General features: G+C 64.9%; 11 protein-coding genes and 2 pseudogenes. 5 read left to right on the top strand and 8 right to left on the bottom strand.

Features of this window, described 5'->3' with window-relative positions:
* Positions 1 to 88: 88 nt before the first annotated feature.
* From FA90_RS23495 to FA90_RS23485, 3 genes are read left to right on the top strand one after another with little or no spacing between them, the layout of a single operon-like run.
* Positions 89 to 1618, top strand: a complete 1530-nt coding sequence (locus FA90_RS23495; RefSeq protein WP_036176871.1) for an ABC transporter ATP-binding protein — start codon at positions 89 to 91, stop codon at positions 1616 to 1618.
* Between the two features lie 6 nt (positions 1619 to 1624).
* The gene (locus FA90_RS23490; protein WP_036173136.1) at positions 1625 to 2716 is read left to right on the top strand and encodes an ABC transporter permease; all 1092 of its coding nucleotides are present in this window, start codon (positions 1625 to 1627) and stop codon (positions 2714 to 2716) included.
* Position 2717: 1 nt separating this feature from the next.
* Entirely contained in the window at positions 2718 to 3683 is a 966-nt protein-coding gene (locus FA90_RS23485; protein ID WP_036173134.1) for an ABC transporter permease, read from the top strand.
* A gap of 78 nt (positions 3684 to 3761) precedes the next feature.
* On the opposite strand, the pseudogene FA90_RS23480 reads toward FA90_RS23485, so the two are convergent.
* Positions 3762 to 4202: pseudogene (locus FA90_RS23480) on the bottom strand (Hcp family type VI secretion system effector); the annotation flags it as partial.
* 209 nt (positions 4203 to 4411) lie between these two features.
* Between FA90_RS23480 and FA90_RS23475 the strand changes: the two are divergent.
* Both FA90_RS23475 and FA90_RS23470 read left to right on the top strand, forming a co-directional pair.
* Positions 4412 to 4807, top strand: a pseudogene (locus FA90_RS23475) (glycoside hydrolase family protein); the annotation flags it as partial.
* A 52-nt stretch (positions 4808 to 4859) separates the two neighbouring features.
* Complete coding sequence (locus FA90_RS23470) at positions 4860 to 5276, top strand: hypothetical protein (protein ID WP_036173132.1); 417 nt, start codon at positions 4860 to 4862, stop codon at positions 5274 to 5276.
* Positions 5277 to 5320: 44 nt separating this feature from the next.
* Here the strand turns inward: FA90_RS23470 and FA90_RS23465 are convergent, their stop codons facing one another.
* From FA90_RS23465 to xdhC, 7 genes are all read right to left on the bottom strand, one after another.
* The gene (locus FA90_RS23465) at positions 5321 to 6313 is read right to left on the bottom strand and encodes a MipA/OmpV family protein (RefSeq protein WP_239700930.1); all 993 of its coding nucleotides are present in this window, start codon (positions 6311 to 6313) and stop codon (positions 5321 to 5323) included.
* Positions 6314 to 6428: 115 nt separating this feature from the next.
* Entirely contained in the window at positions 6429 to 7490 is a 1062-nt protein-coding gene (locus FA90_RS23460; RefSeq protein WP_036176861.1) for a S1/P1 nuclease, read from the bottom strand.
* A 47-nt stretch (positions 7491 to 7537) separates the two neighbouring features.
* Positions 7538 to 9232, bottom strand: a complete 1695-nt coding sequence (locus FA90_RS23455; protein ID WP_036173130.1) for a bifunctional UDP-sugar hydrolase/5'-nucleotidase — start codon at positions 9230 to 9232, stop codon at positions 7538 to 7540.
* A gap of 81 nt (positions 9233 to 9313) precedes the next feature.
* Positions 9314 to 11734 carry a TonB-dependent receptor gene (locus FA90_RS23450; protein ID WP_036173127.1) on the bottom strand — a complete coding sequence of 807 codons (2421 nt, stop codon included), beginning with the start codon at positions 11732 to 11734 and terminating at the stop codon, positions 9314 to 9316.
* 513 nt (positions 11735 to 12247) lie between these two features.
* On the bottom strand, positions 12248 to 13774 hold the full coding sequence (locus FA90_RS23445) for an adenosine deaminase (protein ID WP_036173124.1): 1527 nt from the start codon (positions 13772 to 13774) through the stop codon (positions 12248 to 12250).
* Positions 13775 to 13802: 28 nt separating this feature from the next.
* On the bottom strand, positions 13803 to 15119 hold the full coding sequence (gene guaD, locus FA90_RS23440; RefSeq protein WP_036173121.1) for a guanine deaminase: 1317 nt from the start codon (positions 15117 to 15119) through the stop codon (positions 13803 to 13805).
* A complete protein-coding gene (xdhC, locus tag FA90_RS23435) occupies positions 15119 to 16177 on the bottom strand; it encodes a xanthine dehydrogenase accessory protein XdhC (RefSeq protein ID WP_036173118.1) in 1059 nt (352 codons plus the stop codon). Before xdhC ends, guaD begins: the two co-directional genes overlap by 1 nt.
* Position 16178: the final 1 nt, after the last annotated feature.

Below are 16178 nucleotides of genomic sequence, written 5' to 3'. Positions count from 1 at the left end.
AGTTTCGAGAAGAGCGCGCCGCGCCGGCACGACCGGCGCGGCGCGCTTTTGAATGAATGCTTCCTATCCAATCAACTACACGATCGCTATGCAGCCAGCCGTAGAATTTCGCAATATCAGCAAAGCCTTCGGGGCGGTGCAGGCGAATGCCGACGTCAGCTTCTCGATCGCCAAGGGCTCGATCCACGGTGTGATCGGCGAAAATGGCGCGGGCAAGTCGACCTTGATGAGTATCCTGTACGGCTACTACAACGCCGACAGCGGCCAGGTCCTGATCGACGGCCAGCCGCGCGACATCCGCACCAGCCACGAGGCGATCGCGCTCGGCATCGGCATGGTCCACCAGCACTTCATGCTGGTCGATAACATGACCGTGCTCGACAACGTCATGCTCGGCAACGAAGGCGGCTTCAAGCTGGCCGGGCAGCGCGCCGGCGTCGAAGCGAAACTGCGCGAGATCTGCGACCGCTACCGCCTCGAGGTCGATCCGCTGGCGGTCGTGCAGGACCTGTCGGTCGGCGCCCAGCAGCGCGTCGAGATCCTCAAGCAGATCTACCGCAGCGCCGAGATCCTGATCCTGGACGAGCCGACCGCCGTGCTGACCGCCCAGGAGACCGCGTCGCTGTTCGCGATCCTGCGCCTGTTCAAGGAGCAGGGCAAGACCATCATCCTGATCACCCACAAGCTGCAGGAGATCATGGACATCACCGACGAGGTGACCGTGATGCGCGCCGGCCGCGTGGTCGGCGCCGTGCAGACCCGCGAGACGTCCAAGGAGCAGCTGGCCGGCATGATGGTCGGCCGGCCGATCCAGATCGTGCTGCCGCGCGCGCCGTTCAATCCGGGCGCCGAGGTGCTCAAGGTCGCCGACATCCAGTTGAAAGACGCGAACGGCGTGGCGCTGCTGTCGGACATCGAGTTCTCGCTGCGCGCCGGCGAGATCGTCGCGATCGCCGGCGTGTCCGGCAACGGCCAGAGCGAGCTGCTCGAGATCCTGTCGGGCATGCGCCTGCCGAGCAGCGGCTCGGTCGAATTCCTCGGCCGCGCCCTGCCCTTCAACGGCCGCGGCAACGCCGACGGCCTGCCCGCCGCCTTCCGCGAACTGGGCATCGGCCACGTGCCGGAAGACCGCCTGCGCGACGGCGTGATCAAGGATTTCTCGGTGATGCAAAACACCGTGTTCGGCTACCAGGACCATGTGAAAAACCGTTGGGGCCTGTTCGACTTCAAGGCCATCGCCGCACGCTGCGCCGGCCTGATGAAATCGTTCGACGTACGCCCGAACAATCCGAACCTGCGCATCGGCCTGCTCTCGGGCGGCAACCAGCAGAAGGTCGTGATCGCGCGCGAAGTCGCCGCCAAGCCGAAGCTGATGCTGGTAGGCCAGCCGACCCGCGGCGTCGACATCGGCACCATCGAAAGCATCCACACCCAGCTGCTGCGCCTGCGCGACGAAGGCGTCGCGATCCTGCTCTCCTCGGTCGAGCTGGAAGAAGTGCGCGCGCTGGCCGACCGCATCATCGTGATGTCGGGCGGACGCATCACCGGCATCCTGCCGGTCGACGAATTCGACACCACCCGCATCGGCCTGCTGATGGGCGGCATGCACAAGTCTTGAGCGCATATGAAAACTGAACTCCCACGCTGGGCCACGGGCTTTGCCTTACCCATCCTGAACCTGCTGTCGGCGCTGCTGGTGGCGGGCCTGGTGATCCACCTGCTGGGCGAGAGCCCGTCGGAATCGCTGCAGATCCTGGTCAACAGCGCGATCGTCGATCCGGAAGGCCTCGCCTACACGCTGTTCTACGCCACCACCTTCATCTTCGCCGGCCTGGCCGTGTCGATCGCGATGCAGGCCGGCCTGTTCAACATCGGCGCCGAAGGCCAGATGTACGTCGGCGGCCTCGGCCTGACGCTGGCCATGCTGGCCTTCGACGCCCACCTGCCGGCCTGGCTGCTGATCCCGGCCGGCATGATCGGCTCGATGCTGTTCGGCGCGCTGTGGGCCTTCCTGCCCGGCTACCTGCAGGCCAGGCGCGGCAGCCACGTGGTGGTCACGACCATCATGTTCAACTTCATCGCCGCCAACCTGATGAACTTCCTGATCGTCGAGTACATGATCCCGGCCGGCCAGCAGAACCCGGCTTCGCGCGTGTTCTCCGACGCCGCCGCGCTGCCGCTGCTGAACAAGATCATGCCGGTGCTGGGCGACACGCCGCTGAACATCACCTTCCTGCTGGCGATCGTGGCGCTGGCCCTGTATGGCGTCGCCGTGTGGCGCTCGTCCTGGGGCTACAAGCTGCGCGCGACCGGCTTGAACGCGCACGCGGCGCACTATGCCGGCGTGAAGATCAGCCGCACCATCATCGTGGCGATGCTGGTCTCGGGCGCGCTGGCCGGCCTCGGTTCGGTCAACTCGGTGCTCGGCTCGACCCACTACCTGTCGCTGAACTTCCCGGCCGGCGCCGGTTTCGTCGGTATCGCGATCGCGCTGATGGGCCGCCAGAACCCGGTCGGCATCTTCCTGTCGTCGGTGCTGTTCGGCGCGCTGATCCAGGGCGGCTTCGATTTATCGCTTGAGAAGCCCAACATCCCCCAGGAGACCTTCATCTTCATCCAAGGTTTGATCATCCTGTTCTGCGGCGCGATGGAGAATTTCTACGCGCCGGCGCTCATGAAGATCATCAACCTGACCCGTACCCGCAAAGAGGCCTGACATGGAAGACTTCCACATCGCCAGCATCGTGGTCTCCACGATCCGCAACGCCCCGGTGCTGATGTTCGCCGCGATGGCCGGCCTGTTCGCCGAGCGCTCCGGCGTGGTCGACATCGGCCTGGAGGGCAAGATCCTGGCCTCGGCCTTCGCGTCCGCAGCGGTCGCCTACGCCACCCACAGCCCATGGTGGGGCGTGGCCGCCGGCATCGCCGTCTCGGTGGCGCTGGCCATGGTCCAGGCCTTCGTCTCGATCACGCAGAAGGGCAACCAGCTGGTGGCCGGCATCGCCATCAACATCGCCATGAGCGGCCTGACCTTCGTGCTGGCCCAGTTCTTCTTTCAGCAGGGCGGCCGCACGCCGGACCTGGGCGACGCGCGCTTCACCGACATCGTGTTCCCCGGCACCGCGGCGCTCGACAACGTGCCCTTCGTCGGCTGGCTGTACGGCCACGTGATCGGCGGCCAGTCGATCCTGGTCTACCTGGCTTTCCTGCTGCTGCCGGTCGTGCACTGGGTGATCTACCACAGCCGCTTCGGCCTGCGCCTGCGCGCCTGCGGCGAGAACCCGCACGCGGCCGACGCCGCCGGCGTCTCGGTCGAGCGCACCCGCTACCTGGCCATGTTCGTGGCCGGCGTGCTGTGCTCGTTCTCGGGCGCCTATCTGGCCATCGTCCAGAGCGGCTTCTTCCTGCGCGACATGTCGGCCGGCGCCGGCTACCTGGCGCTGACCGCGCTGGTGTTCGGCAACTGGCGCCCGACCTTCACGGTGCTGGGCTGCCTGATGTTCGGCCTGTTCGGCGCGATCCAGATCCAGCTCGAAGGCGTCGACCTGCCGGTGGTGGGCCGCATACCGGGATCGCTGATCCAGATGATTCCGTACGTGGTCACCGTGGTCGTGCTGGCCGGCCTGATGGCCAAGTCGGTGGCGCCGAAGGCGGCGGGCAAGCCGTTCGTCAAATCCCGCTGACCGTCACGCGCGCACGCGCGCATGCATGAAAAAACCGCCGCACGCCGTTCAAGCGCGCGGCGGTTTCTTTTTTTGGAGTCATACCGCGATCCGGTTCGCTGCCAGATCCCAGCCGCCGACCGTGCTGCCCCTGGCGCCCCCGCCGATACCCTGCCGGGTGTAAGCCCATTTGATTTTCGAGTATTTCAGGCTGACGTGTTCGGCCAGCAGCGTACCTTCAACAAGCGACGGTGCGACGCCGCTGATCAGCACGTTCTCAAGCTGGATCTCGAAATACTTGACTGGCTTGCCATCGCCATCGGCACGCATGAACTCGAACCTGGCCCTGGGGAGCGTCTTGCCCGTAGCGCAGGTTTGCAGCAGGATCGGCGAGGCCAGATCGGCGATCTTCGCGAATACCACGTCTTCGTGTTCCGCCCGCTCAGCGGTATGCCCGCCGCTGGTGGACGCGGTCGCACTGCGCGGCTGCACGACGGACCAATGCACTTCCGTGCATTCGATCCATCCAGGCCAGCCTGCTTGTGGCGCCGCAACGAATCGATTTCCAACCGCCTATAAATTGGTGCCTTCACGCAATGGAGACGCATGACCAAACAGGCATCTGCAGCGGCCACATCGTCGGCCAACGAAGGGATGAAGATGAGTCCCGAAGCGCGCAACCGGATGCGCCGGCGCGAGAAGGAAGTGCTTCATTACTATGATGACATGGGACCCGGCAAGGCAGCTGCACCTGGGGCGTTGGCATCCTGGCCTACAAAGGCCCTTGTACCAAGCAAGAGTTGGCGACGCCGGTCAGCGCGGCCTCGATCGAAGCCGAGTTTTCGCGCAGGGTCGCTGCGGCCGAGGCGGGCGTCATCCGCCAGGTACGCAAGCAAAAGCTGCCGCAGGACCAGTTCGATGCCTTGGTCAGCCTGACTTTCAATGCGGGCGTGAAGGGCTCTCGACAAGTCTATATGCTCGTCGACACCGGCCACCTGACGGAGGCCGCCGCCGAAATTCGAACGATGACGTCAACGCACGTGAACGGCAAAAAGGTGCTGGCGCGCGGACTGATTCCACGCCGGGCAGAAGAAAGCGCCCCGTTCCAGACGGCTGCAAAAGCCGCTGCCGTGGCCGGCAAATAAGCGAAAGGAGCGAATAATGTGCTTTTTACGTATTTGGAAGCAACGGATAGCCTTGACCGCACTGACGACGCTTGCCGCTCATTCAGCACAGACCGCTCATCCTGACAAAGACGCCGACATCCTCGGCACGTGGACGCTGACGAAAGTTCTCGACTCGGCCGATATCGCGTCGCTGACTGACGAGCAGGCTGCGGCTCTGGTCGGCAAGACGATGCTCGTCAGGCGCGACGGTGTCGTATTCAATGGAGAACCCTGCCGCGAGCCGGAGCTGACACGCCACCGTGAGGATGCAGCCAAGTACATGCGCGAGGGCTACCATGCGCGCGTTGGTTATTTGGGGCTGCCGGAAACCATCACAGTGATCGACCTCGACTGCACTGAAGCAGTCTTGAAAGGCAAAGGGAAGATCGTGGTGTTTTGGTCCGGTTACTTTTTTGACGCAATGAAGAAGCCGCCAACAAAACGTTGATGCCGTAAGAGCGCGCTCATGCGGGACCGATGCCTCAACATCGATCATTCCGTTGCCCTTACCCCCGAGCGCGCGAAAGTCCACGCAAATCCGATGCCGGCCGCTGCGCCGGCATTTTTTTTGAACAGCGGGCTGTCCTTGTTGGCCGCGCCGGCGTAGCTTTCCAGGCGCACGAAGCCGAACAGGCGCCAGTCCGGATTCAATCGATACGTGCCGAACAGGCCGGTGCGCACCAGCAGCAGGCCGGCATCGGCGTGGTATTCGGGGCGGTCGACGGTGGCGTACTGCGGCGCCACGTCGTAGAAGTAGCGCTGGATGCGGCGGTCGCCGAACAGCGCGCCGAGCTGGCCCTCGACCGTCCAGGTACGGTCCGCTCCGATCTTTTGCCAGACCAGGCGCGGCTCGCCCGTCCAGCCCTGGCGCCGCAGCCCGCCGCGCGCCTCGATCACGGTGCGCAGCGGCAGCTCGAAGCGCACCCTGCCCTGCTCGCCCAGGTCCGCCAGATGCACCTTCACGCGCGGCCCGAACTCGACCAGCGTGCCCAGGTCCGGCATGCCGCGCCGCGCGCTCACGTCGTCGGAGTGCGAGGGTAGCGCGGCGGCGAAGCCGACGTCGAATTCGATGCGATCGGTGTTGACCAGGCGCGCGCCGACGCCTTGCTGGTCGGCGCGCAGCACCTTGCCGCGGTAAAGGATGAACGGCAGCGCCAGGGCGCGCGTCGTGTGCTGTTCGGCGGCCGGATAGGCGGGCGAGCTGAACACGGCTGCGCCGGCGCCGGCTTCCCACAGCGGCAGGCCGGCTTCGCTGGGTTCGACGCGCTCGCCAGGCGGCGTGGCGGCGCTGACCTGAGCGGCCGGGGCGGAGACGGATGCATCCGGTGCCGGTTCGGCGGCGGGTCCAGCGATGGGTTCAGCGGCGCTCGCGTGCGCGCACGCGGCCGTGAGTGCGCACACGCATGCGAGAGCGCAGGCACGCGCGCGCAGGCGTGCGGGACGGGTGGATTGATACGCGAGCATGGCGGGCTTTGGAATCGGCATGGGAGCGATTCTAGCGGCGCCCGTCCATACGCGGCGCGCCATAAAGACGGCGCCCAAAAGACGGCGCCCCGACCGGGGCCGGGGCGACAACGTTCAGACGAGACTCAAGAAAGCATCACGGCCAGATCGCCTGCAACACCTGCGCCAGGTGATACCCGCCCTTGGCCAGCTGGGTCTTGGCGATCGCCGAGCTCGGCACCGGGTAGTTGTTCGGCACTTCGAGCGTCCAGGTGTAATAGGTGTCGCCCTTCTTGCCGGTCTGCTTGGTGATTTCGCCGGCGCGTACGCCCTCGAAAGCCTGCTTGGCCACGGCCAGCGTGTCGTCGGCCCACTGGTACGGCCAGGTGACCGGGTCGCCGCTGTTGGCCACCACCTGCGGCTTGCCGTCGATGGTGACTTGCGCGAACGCGTCCGGGGTCTTGGTCTTCACGCGGCGGAAGGCGTAGTTGACCACGGTGGTGTCCCAGTACGAGTGGAACGGCTTGGTCAGCGCCTTCGGCACGCCCTCTTTCACCGGCACCGCGTCGCCCGGCGGGATCACGTCGGCGACGGCGGCGGCGCGCTGTTCGGTCTTGGCCTCGTCCAGCAGGAAGTTGTTGCCGCCGCGCGTATCGAAGACGACCGTCTCGTCGATCTCCGCCTTGGTTTTCGGGACGACGAACTTGCCGGCCTTGTCGACGTAGGCCGCGCCGACGTGCAGCGGCTGGTGGATGTCGCCGGTCATGTGCACCAGCAGGATCAGCGCCTGGCGTCTGGTGAAGTGGTGCGGGTTGGTGTCCGGCGTGTCCTTGCCCTGCAGGACCGAGATCGCTTCCTTCAGCGTCTGCACGATGTCGACGTCGGTCGTGCCGGCGGCGCCGTCATGGTAGTGGTCGATCTGGAACGGTACGTCGGTGTAGTGGTACTCGCTGTGCTTCGGGTTGGCGTTGACGTAGTCGATCATCTCCTGGGTCTGCGGGCCGCAGTAGTTGCCCTTGACACAGTCGGGCCAGCTGGCGATCGATTCGAGCGACTCGCCCGGCAGCAGCAAGGCCTTGATCTGCTGCTCGGCGTGCGTGCCCTTGAGCAGTTTGTCGGCGATGGCGCCGACTGCTGCGTGGCCGTCGTGGCCCCAGGCGTAGGCGGCCTGCGCCACGAAAGCGCTGGCCAGCGCCAGAACACAAGTCAGTTTCTTCATCAGGGTTTCCTTCAAGTTTTCTTGTTTGGACCGTTCTGTCGTAAAAATCAGCGCACTTTCTGGATGCGCGGCTGCGCAGCCAGCGTTGCCGTTGAACCTGAGGCACCGACTTCCGGATGCTGCTTCATGTAGGCGATCAGGGCATCGAGATCGCGCACGCCGGTATCGACCTTGTTGGCGCCCTTGCCCAGCGCCGGGAAGTTGTCGCCGCCGTCGGCCAGGAAGTTGTTGGCGACCACACGGTAAGTCTTCGTGTCGACGAGCGGCGCACCGTTCACCTTGACGCTGCCCGGCACCAGGCGCGATCCCTTCGGCCGGGTGCTGTCCCACTGGTAGCTCAGGCCCTGCGACACCTGCAGCATGTTGCGGCCGTCGCCCGGACGGTCCCACTGCTGCTCGAGCACCTCGCGCAGCTGAGCGCCGCTCAGGTCCTGCAGCACCAGCGTGTTCCCGAACGGGAGCACGGCCTGGGCCTGGCCGAAGCTGACCACGCCGCCCGCGCCCGAATCCAGGTCGCGGCGGATGCCGCCCGGGTTCATGAAGCCGACCTGGGCGCCTTGATCGCGCGTGGCGGCGACCGCGGCATCGGCGATCAGGTCGCCCAGCGGCGACTCGCCGGCCTCGTTTTCCTTGCGCGCCAGCGTCGGCATGCCGATCTTGCCGACCGGCTGGGCCAGCACGGCGTCGCTGCGCGAGCGCACGCCCGCGAGGTAGTCGGCCAGCTGCGCGTCCGGGGCGATCGTCGCCGGGTCCATGACGACGTTGCGCACGTTGATGTCTTCGACCCGGCCCGAGACCGGATCGACCGTCATGCGGATGCGCGACAGCAGGTGACCCATGGCGTCGGCCTGGGTCACCGTGCGGCCATCGACCTTGCACAGGTAGCCGGTATGCGAGTGGCCGGAAATGATCAGGCGGACCGCCGGGTCGAGTTTCCCGGCGATGTCGACGATCGGCCCTTTCAGCTCGGAGCAGTCGGTCTTGTCGAAGGCTTCGTCGGTATGGCCGCCCTCGTGGATCAGGACGACGAACACCTTGGCGCCGGCCGCGCGCATCTCGGCCACCGACTGGTTGATGGTGGCGGCTTCGTCTTCGACCGTGAGGCCTTTGATGGCCGAGCCGACCGTCACCGAGGCCAGGTCGTGCAGCACGCTGCCGACCAGGCCGACCTTGACGCCCTTGACCTCGACGATGCGCCACGGCGCCACCAGGGTCTTGCCGGTGCGGTCGTCGATCACGTTGGCGCCCAGGTAGGTAAATTGCGCGCCCTTGAAGTCGGGATTGAGCTGGCAGGCCTTGTTCGGCCGCGGCGAGTCGCAGCCGCCCTGCTGCTGGCGCAGCAGCTCCTTGGCGCCCTGGTCGAACTCGTGGTTGCCGATCGAGCTGGCGACCAGGCCCATGCGGTTCATCGCTTCGATGCTCGGCTCGTCGGCCCACATCGACGATAGCGCCGGGCTGGCGCCGACCAGGTCCCCGGCCGCGACGAACAGCAGGTCCTTGTCTTCCTTGCGCCAGGCATCGAGCGCGCCGCCCAGGGTGGCGATGCCGCCGGCTTTCATCTCCGTGCCCTTGTCATCCTTGCCATGCCTAAGGACGTAGCGGTTCGCTTCGAGGTTGCCGTGGAAGTCGTTGATCGCGACCAGGTTGATCTCGACCGGGGCGCTGGTCCGGGACGTCGGGCTGGCGCAGCCGGCCAGGAGAAAGGCAAGCGCGGCGCCGGCCGCAAGGGTGCGAGGAAACATGCGGTAAATACTTTCTGAAGTCGGAATGGAAAACGGGCCCGAAGGCCCGTTCTTGCTTACTGCAATTTTACATCGATCAACTTAGAAGTCGAGCGACAGGGTTGCCGAGATGAAGCGTGGCGCGCCCAGGTAGTAGAACACGTTGGCCGGCTTGACGTAGTTCGGCTGACCCAGGGTGCCGTATGCCAGGGCGTTGGTCGCGCTCTGCGAGGACGGGTTCAGGAACTGCTTGCTGGTCAGGTTGCTGACGTTGATGGTCAGCTTCGGGTTCTTCAGGTAGCCGAAGTCCTGGTCCGGGAAGGTGTAGCCACCGTCCAGGCCGAAGGTGGTGTAACCCGGCGCCCACTGGTCGTTGGTCAGCGTCGCTGCCTGTCGGCTGGTCGACTTGGCGCTCAGGCGAGCCCATGCCGCGCCGGTCTGGTACATCAGCGACAGGCCGAACTTGTTCTTCGGCGTCAGCGGGAAGCTCTTGCCGGCGGTCGGCAGGAAGGCAGCGGTGCCCATCTGCAGGTCCGACTTGATCTCGCTCTTGTTGAAGCCGTACGAAGCGTAGGCGGACCAGCCGTTGATCGGGGTGTTGCCCGCTTCGATCTCGAAGCCGTAGTTACGCACCTTGCCGACGTTGGTGGTCGAGCTGGTGGCCGAAATCGGATCGTAGGCGGTGGCCATGCGGTCACGGAAGTCGGTGCCGTAGATGTCGAAGGTACCGTTCCAGGCGCTGGTCTGGTGGCGGATACCGGCGTCCAGGCTGTACGAAGTTTCCGGACGGACATCGTTGACAACCGTCACAGCGCCGTTGGTCTTGTTGAAGAACACGTTGCCGTTCGTGGTTGCATACACGAAGTTACCCGGCGCCTTGAAGTTCTTGGCGATCGAGGCATACAGTTGGTCGTCGTTGGTCAGCTTGTAACGGATGCCGAACTGCGGCAGCACGCTGCTGTAGGTGCGCGACACGTTGTAGTTGACCGGCGCGGTTTCGTTGGCGTAGTTGTTGAAATCACGCTTGATGTGCGGGGTGCGCAGACCGATGTTCAGGGTCAGGCGGTCGTCCATCAGCGACACGGTGTCCTGGATGAAGCCCTGGTAAGCGGTCGAGACGGTCGACCAGTCGCGGTACTCGTACAGCGAACCGTCCGCGCGGTGGATCTGGTTGTCCTGCAGGAACACGTCCTGGATGTGGCCGGCGTTGTCAACCGGCACGCCCGGTGCGGTCTGCTCGTGTTTGGCACGCTCCCACCAGAAACCAGCCAGGATGGTGTTGACGCCCAGGCTGTAAGTCAGCGAGGTGGTCAGGCCCGGACGGCTGGTACGGGTCACGCTCGATTCTGCCACGATGATCTTGTCGACGGTATCGCCGTCGCCGTTCAGGTCGACCGTGCCGTTGGTCGGGTAGACCCCGTTGACCGGGCGGTTGACCAGGAAAGCATTTTCCGCAAACACCTGCTGCTGGGTACCGCCGGTACCGAAGCCATACCAGTAGTACGGCACCAGTTTCAGGTCGAGATTGTCGGCCAGGCGGAACTTGGCGGTTGCCGAAGCAATCGCGTTCTTGAACGGGTTGTTGGCCAGCTGGTAGTACGCCGGCGACGGGGCGATTTTCGACTCGTCCTGCACGCCCTTGCCCGGGGTCAGGTGACCAGGGAAGGTCGACGAGTAGTCATAGTAGTAACCGAACTGGTTCAGCGAAGCCATCGTCAGGTTGCCGATGCTGTTGGTGTGCGCATCGTTCCACAGCACGGTCGCGTGGATGTAGTTGAAGCGATCCCAATCCCAGTTGAAGCCGGCGTCCACGTGGGTACGGTTGGCGGTGCCGTCGCCTTTCCACTTGTCCGTCTTCGCGTGCGACAGCGAGATGAAGGCCTTGGCGCGCGGATCCCACAGCCTGCCCGTGTCGTAACGCACGTAGCTCTTGTACATGTTCAGCTGACCGAGGGTCTGCATGTAACGGATGCGGCGATTGTCTTCCGGGTTGCAAGTGACGATGCCGAAGTTACCGCCCGATGCGCCCACTTGCGGAGAATCGACGTCGGTCGAACCCTGGGTCACGAATTCCGAGCAGGTGTTTTCCTGGTCGACGTATTCCTGCGGGTAGACGGCGAACGAACCCGAGTCGTTGACCGGCACGCCGTTGATGGTGGCGCCGATCTGGTCGCTGTTGAAGCCGCGGAGGGTCAGGCCGCCGCCGAACAGGCCGGTCGCATCGTAGTTATAGCTGTTAACCGAAGGCATCAGTTCCAGGGCCTGGAAGGCATTGCCGGTCGGGCGTTGGCGCTCCAGTTCCGCAGCGGTGATGGTCGAACGCGCTTTCGGCGCATCTTCCTGAACCATCAAACCCATGTTGGTCTTCTTGCCGGTGATCACGACCGAGCGCGTCTGGCCGGCGTCGGTTTCGGCCTGTTCCTGCGCGGTTTGTGCGTGGGCAACGCCCAGGCACGCCAGATGGCATGCCACAGCGATCAAGCTCAGGCGCAGCTTGGGTTGTTGCTTCAAAACGGATTGCATTCAGAACTCCCTGGGGGTTTATATAAAGGCGACGATGGCAGGCGACACCTGCAAACAAATCTTTGGAAGGCTCATGCCTTCTCTACGGAGCACGGCAGTATGACGAATGGATGTGTCAGAACGATGACAAGGTGTTATTTAGAGACATTAAACAATGATGCAATTCTCACCGTTTTTCTTGCAATTATTTCCACTGGTCATTCCGATCATGCATGAGCTCGTCATTACGTGGCAAATATCATTTCCCTTAGATATTTATTCGTTCACCGTATAAATAGTCAGGAAAGAACTACCTTGGCTCGCCGAAAATACCGCGTCGTTATAGGTAAAAGTCGACGGACCGGATTATAAGGGAGGCATGCTTGATGGAAATCCAAAAGGTGGAAAATTCCAAAAAGTCACAGATATCCACAGGAATTTGTCGCGCCGAGGCGACAGATTTGCGGTTGTCATAACAGCGCCGCCGATGATGACGGGAGGGCGCCCGGGCGGATGCCGGGCGGGCGAGGGGTTTCAGTTATTTGCCGGGCGCATATGGTCGAGCCCGGCGATCTCGGCTTCGAACTTTGCGAAACGCCCGTCGAGCTGGCGCATCAGGCGCGATTTGTCGGCTTCCGGCAGGAAGCTGTAGCGGATGCTGTTGTACGACGCCTTCTTCAGCTCGGCATAGCTGGGCTTGTAGCGGCTGGCGAACAGCACGTATTCGTTCGACAAGTTGTGACGGGTGACGCCGGCGTCGTCGGTCGAGATCACGTACGGCACGCCGTAGCGGCGCACCAGCGTGACCGGGTGGTTCTGGCCCTGCACGCCGTTGATGAACGCGTTCGATGTCAGATTGATCTCGATCGCGATGTCCTTGTCGTGCATTTCCTTCATGATGCCGACCACATTGGTTTCGTGCGCCAGGTCGACGCCGTGGCCGATGCGGTTGGCGCCGGCGATGTTCAGCGCCTGGTCGATGTGGAACTGCAGGTCTTCCGGCGGCACGTCGCCCAGCGCCAGCTCGCCCGCGTGCAGGTCGATCTTGACGTTCGGGTAGATCGACTTCAGGAAGCGGAACATCTTCATGTGCAGCGTGTAGTCGCGCATCGAGACCTTCTGGCTCTCCTGGCCGACGATGTTGACGCCGACGATCTTGCTGTCCTTGGTCGCCGCCTTGAAGCCGGCCAGCATCGACGAGAACACCTGCGACGGGTTCAGCAGGCGCAGCACGTAGGTCTGGTAGCGCATGGTGAACTGCTCGTCGTCGATGCCGGCGGCGGCCTCGTCGATCCTGGCGGTGAAGTCGGCGATGGCTCCGTTGAACTTGGCGTCGCCGTCGAGCTGCTGCATCCAGGCGCGCATCTGCGCATCCAGCGCGGCGTCGTCACGCGCGTTGTTCCAGGCGTCGGCATCGAACTGCGGGTTGGCGACGAACGGCGACATCTTGAACATGGTCTCGATGTAGCCGACGTTTTCCTGGATGGCGCGGTTCTTGATCTCCAGCAGGCCTTCATGGAAATTGGTGTTCGAGACCGGGCCGAAGTACAGGAAGGTCTGGAAGAACTGGCGGTCTGGCGGCGCCTGGGTTTCGCTGTGGTTGTTGAAATCCTTGCTCGACCAGCGTTGCAGCAGCTCGCGCCAGGTGTAGTCGTCGGCGTAGACGTCGGCGCTCGACAGGCAGCTGCGCCCCTCCAGCGGCTTGGCTTTTTCGGCGGCCACGGCCGCCTTGTCGGTCACGATCTTGTAGCTGGTCTTGTCGACGCACCAGCCCTGCTTGTCGAGCCAGTTGACGTAGGTCTCGGCATACAGCGCGCCGGAATAATGGTGGTGCAGGTCGCCGCCCTTGGGCATCTGCGTGAAGAACAGGGTCAGCTCGGCCGTCTTCGGTTCGGCGCCCGCGATCAGCGCGGCGTAATGACGCGCGGTGGCGGCCTCGTTGGCGTTACGCGTCGCGTTTTGCGCGGTGGGACGGGCGTTGGCGGCCGGCGCTGCTGCGATGGCGGCGATGGAGGCGGCGACTGCGGCGCTCAGCAGGCTGCTGGTCAATCTCTTCTGCATACATTCTTTCGGTGGTCGGTGATGCGCGTTAATGGCTCGCCGCCTCCCGCTGATGCACCCGCTGCCCGGCCGCGTAGGTGGCGCAGACGGCACGGTCGTCGCCCAGCAGGGCCAGCGCGAACAGGGTTTCCTCGAGCGTATCGCTGTTCGCCGTACGGCGCGCCAGCAGCGGGGTCGCCTTCGGGTCGAGCACGATGAAATCGGCCTCGGCGCCAGGGACGAAGTTGCCGATCGTACCCTCGAGCTGCATGCTGCGTGCGGCGCCCAGCGTGGCCAGGTAAAACATGCGCAGGGCCGGGAGGTAACTGCCTTTCAATCGCGCAACTTTATACGCTTCATTCATGGTTTGCAACATCGAGAACGAGGTACCGGCGCCGACATCGGTGCCGAGCGAGACCAGCGCACGGAAGGAGTCGGCCTTGGCCATGTCGAACAGGCCGCTGCCCAGGAACAGGTTCGAGGTCGGGCAATGCGCGATCGCCGAGCCGGTTTCCGCCATGCGCGCAAAATCCGTGTCGTCCAGCCAGATGCAGTGGCCGAACATGGCGCGCGGACGCATCAGGCCGTAATGGTCGTAGACGTGCAGGTAGCTGCGCTGGTGCGGGAACAGTTCGCCGACCCAGGCCACTTCATCCTTGTTTTCCGAGACGTGGGTCTGGATGAACGTGTCCGGATAGGCTTTCGCCAGCTCGCCGGTCGCGCCCAGCTGGCTCTCGGTCGAGGTCGGGGCGAAGCGCGGCGTGATGGCGTACAGCGCCCTCCCCTTGTTATGCCAGCGCTTGATCAGGTCTTCGCTGTCGCGCATGTCGGGCGAGTCGCGCAGGAAGTCCGGGCAATGACGATCCATCAGTACTTTGCCGCCGGCCATGCGCAGGTTGCGCGCGGCGCTTGCCTCGAAAAAGGCGTCGGCCGATTCCTTGTGCACGGTGCAGTAGACCAGCGCCGTGGTGGTGCCGTTCCTCAGCAGCTCGTCCAGGAAAAACTCGGCGGTCGCGCGCGCGTGCACGGGGTCCATGAACTGGCGCTCGGTCGGGAAGGTGTAGGTCTCGAGCCAGGGCAGCAGGCCGGGCGCCGGCGAGGCGATCATGTCGGTCTGCGGAAAATGGAGGTGGGTGTCGATGAAGCCGGGCGTGATGATCTTGCCGCGGTAGTCGATCAGCGGCGTCCCGGGCGGGAGCGTCCCGACCAGCGCATCGTGGTCGCCGGCCGCCTTGACGCGGCCGTCTTCGACGACCAGCAGGCCGTCCGCATGCCAGGCATGGGCGTCGGGATGGGAGGCCGGATCGGCGTGGAAGTGCAGCAGGCTCGCTCGGTAGGCCTGCAGGTTGGCGGAGGCGTTGGACATCAGCTTCTTTCGGAATGGGTTGCGGCCTGGCGCGCTCCCTGCGCTTCCCAGACCATCAGCAGTTGTGCGGCCACGGCGACGGCGATCACGGCGGGCTGCTTGCCCTCGATGCCGGGCACGCCGATCGGACACACCATGGCGTCCAGGCGCGCATCCGGGATGCCACGTTCGCGCAGGCGATGCTCGAACTGCTTGCGTTTGGTGTTCGATCCGATCAGGCCGAACCAGTCGGCTGACGGACGCTTGAGGATCGCTTCGGCCACGCGCTGGTCGAGCGCATGGCTGTGGGTCATGACCAGGAAGGTCGTGCCCGGCGCGGCGTTGGCGGCCAGCGCTTCGGGCATGTCGGTCGCCTCGACGGCGACATGATGCGGCAGCGCGGCCGGGAACAGGTCTTCGCGCTCGTCGACCCAGGTCACGCGGCAGGGCAAGTCGGCCAGCGCACGCACGATGGCCGCGCCGACGTGGCCGGCGCCGAACAGCATCAGGTGGGCGCGCGGGGCGTCGATGCGATCGGCCAGCCAGCGCCGGCCGTCCTCGTCGCGCAGCACCCGGGCGCCGGCGCCCTCACGCGCGAGCGCGCGCACTTGCGCGTACGCCTGCGCTCGCGCGGATGCGCGCACGTCCGGGCGCGCGTCCGCCAGCGGCTGGCCATCGGCGTCGAACAGCGCCAGGTCCGGGTCGCCGTCGATGGCGACCAGGCGCCAGCTGTCCTGGCTGCGGCGCGCGGCCAGCAAAGCCAGGTGTGCAGGGTCGACCGCTTCGAAGGCGAGGTGCACGACGCCGCCGCAGCACTGCCCCAGGCTCGGGCCGAGCGGGAAGCGCTCCAGCCGGCGCTGCTCGCCGCAGGCCAGCATCGCGCGCGCGACTTCGGCGCCGCGCAGCTCGAGGTGGCCGCCGCCGACCGTGCCCCACTGGCGCGCGGCGTCGACCAGCATCTTCGTGCCGGGTTCGCGCGGCACCGAGCCTTCGACGATGGCAACCGTCACCAGGATGGCGCGCGCGCGGCCATCGTCGGAGACGGCCTGCTCGAGCGCCGCTGTCAGCCAATCGTCCATG

It is taken from the genome of Massilia sp. 9096 (assembly GCF_000745265.1).
Lineage (GTDB): Bacteria > Pseudomonadota > Gammaproteobacteria > Burkholderiales > Burkholderiaceae_D > Telluria.
The sequence above is the reverse complement of the archived record's forward strand: the minus strand, read 5'-3'. Positions and strand labels throughout refer to the sequence as shown.

Excerpts from the sequence above, each read along its gene's own strand:
- FA90_RS23445 (WP_036173124.1), bottom strand. The coding sequence starts at position 13,774 with ATGCAGAAGAGATTGACCAGCAGCCTGCTGAGCGCCGCAGTCGCCGCC.
- FA90_RS23490 (WP_036173136.1), top strand. The coding sequence starts at position 1,625 with ATGAAAACTGAACTCCCACGCTGGGCCACGGGCTTTGCCTTACCCATC.
- xdhC (WP_036173118.1), bottom strand. The coding sequence starts at position 16,177 with ATGGACGATTGGCTGACAGCGGCGCTCGAGCAGGCCGTCTCCGACGAT.
- FA90_RS23465 (WP_239700930.1), bottom strand. The coding sequence starts at position 6,313 with ATGCCGATTCCAAAGCCCGCCATGCTCGCGTATCAATCCACCCGTCCC.
- guaD (WP_036173121.1), bottom strand. The coding sequence starts at position 15,119 with ATGTCCAACGCCTCCGCCAACCTGCAGGCCTACCGAGCGAGCCTGCTG.
- FA90_RS23485 (WP_036173134.1), top strand. The coding sequence starts at position 2,718 with ATGGAAGACTTCCACATCGCCAGCATCGTGGTCTCCACGATCCGCAAC.
- FA90_RS23455 (WP_036173130.1), bottom strand. The coding sequence starts at position 9,232 with ATGTTTCCTCGCACCCTTGCGGCCGGCGCCGCGCTTGCCTTTCTCCTG.
- FA90_RS23460 (WP_036176861.1), bottom strand. The coding sequence starts at position 7,490 with ATGAAGAAACTGACTTGTGTTCTGGCGCTGGCCAGCGCTTTCGTGGCG.
- FA90_RS23450 (WP_036173127.1), bottom strand. The coding sequence starts at position 11,734 with ATGCAATCCGTTTTGAAGCAACAACCCAAGCTGCGCCTGAGCTTGATC.
- FA90_RS23495 (WP_036176871.1), top strand. The coding sequence starts at position 89 with ATGCAGCCAGCCGTAGAATTTCGCAATATCAGCAAAGCCTTCGGGGCG.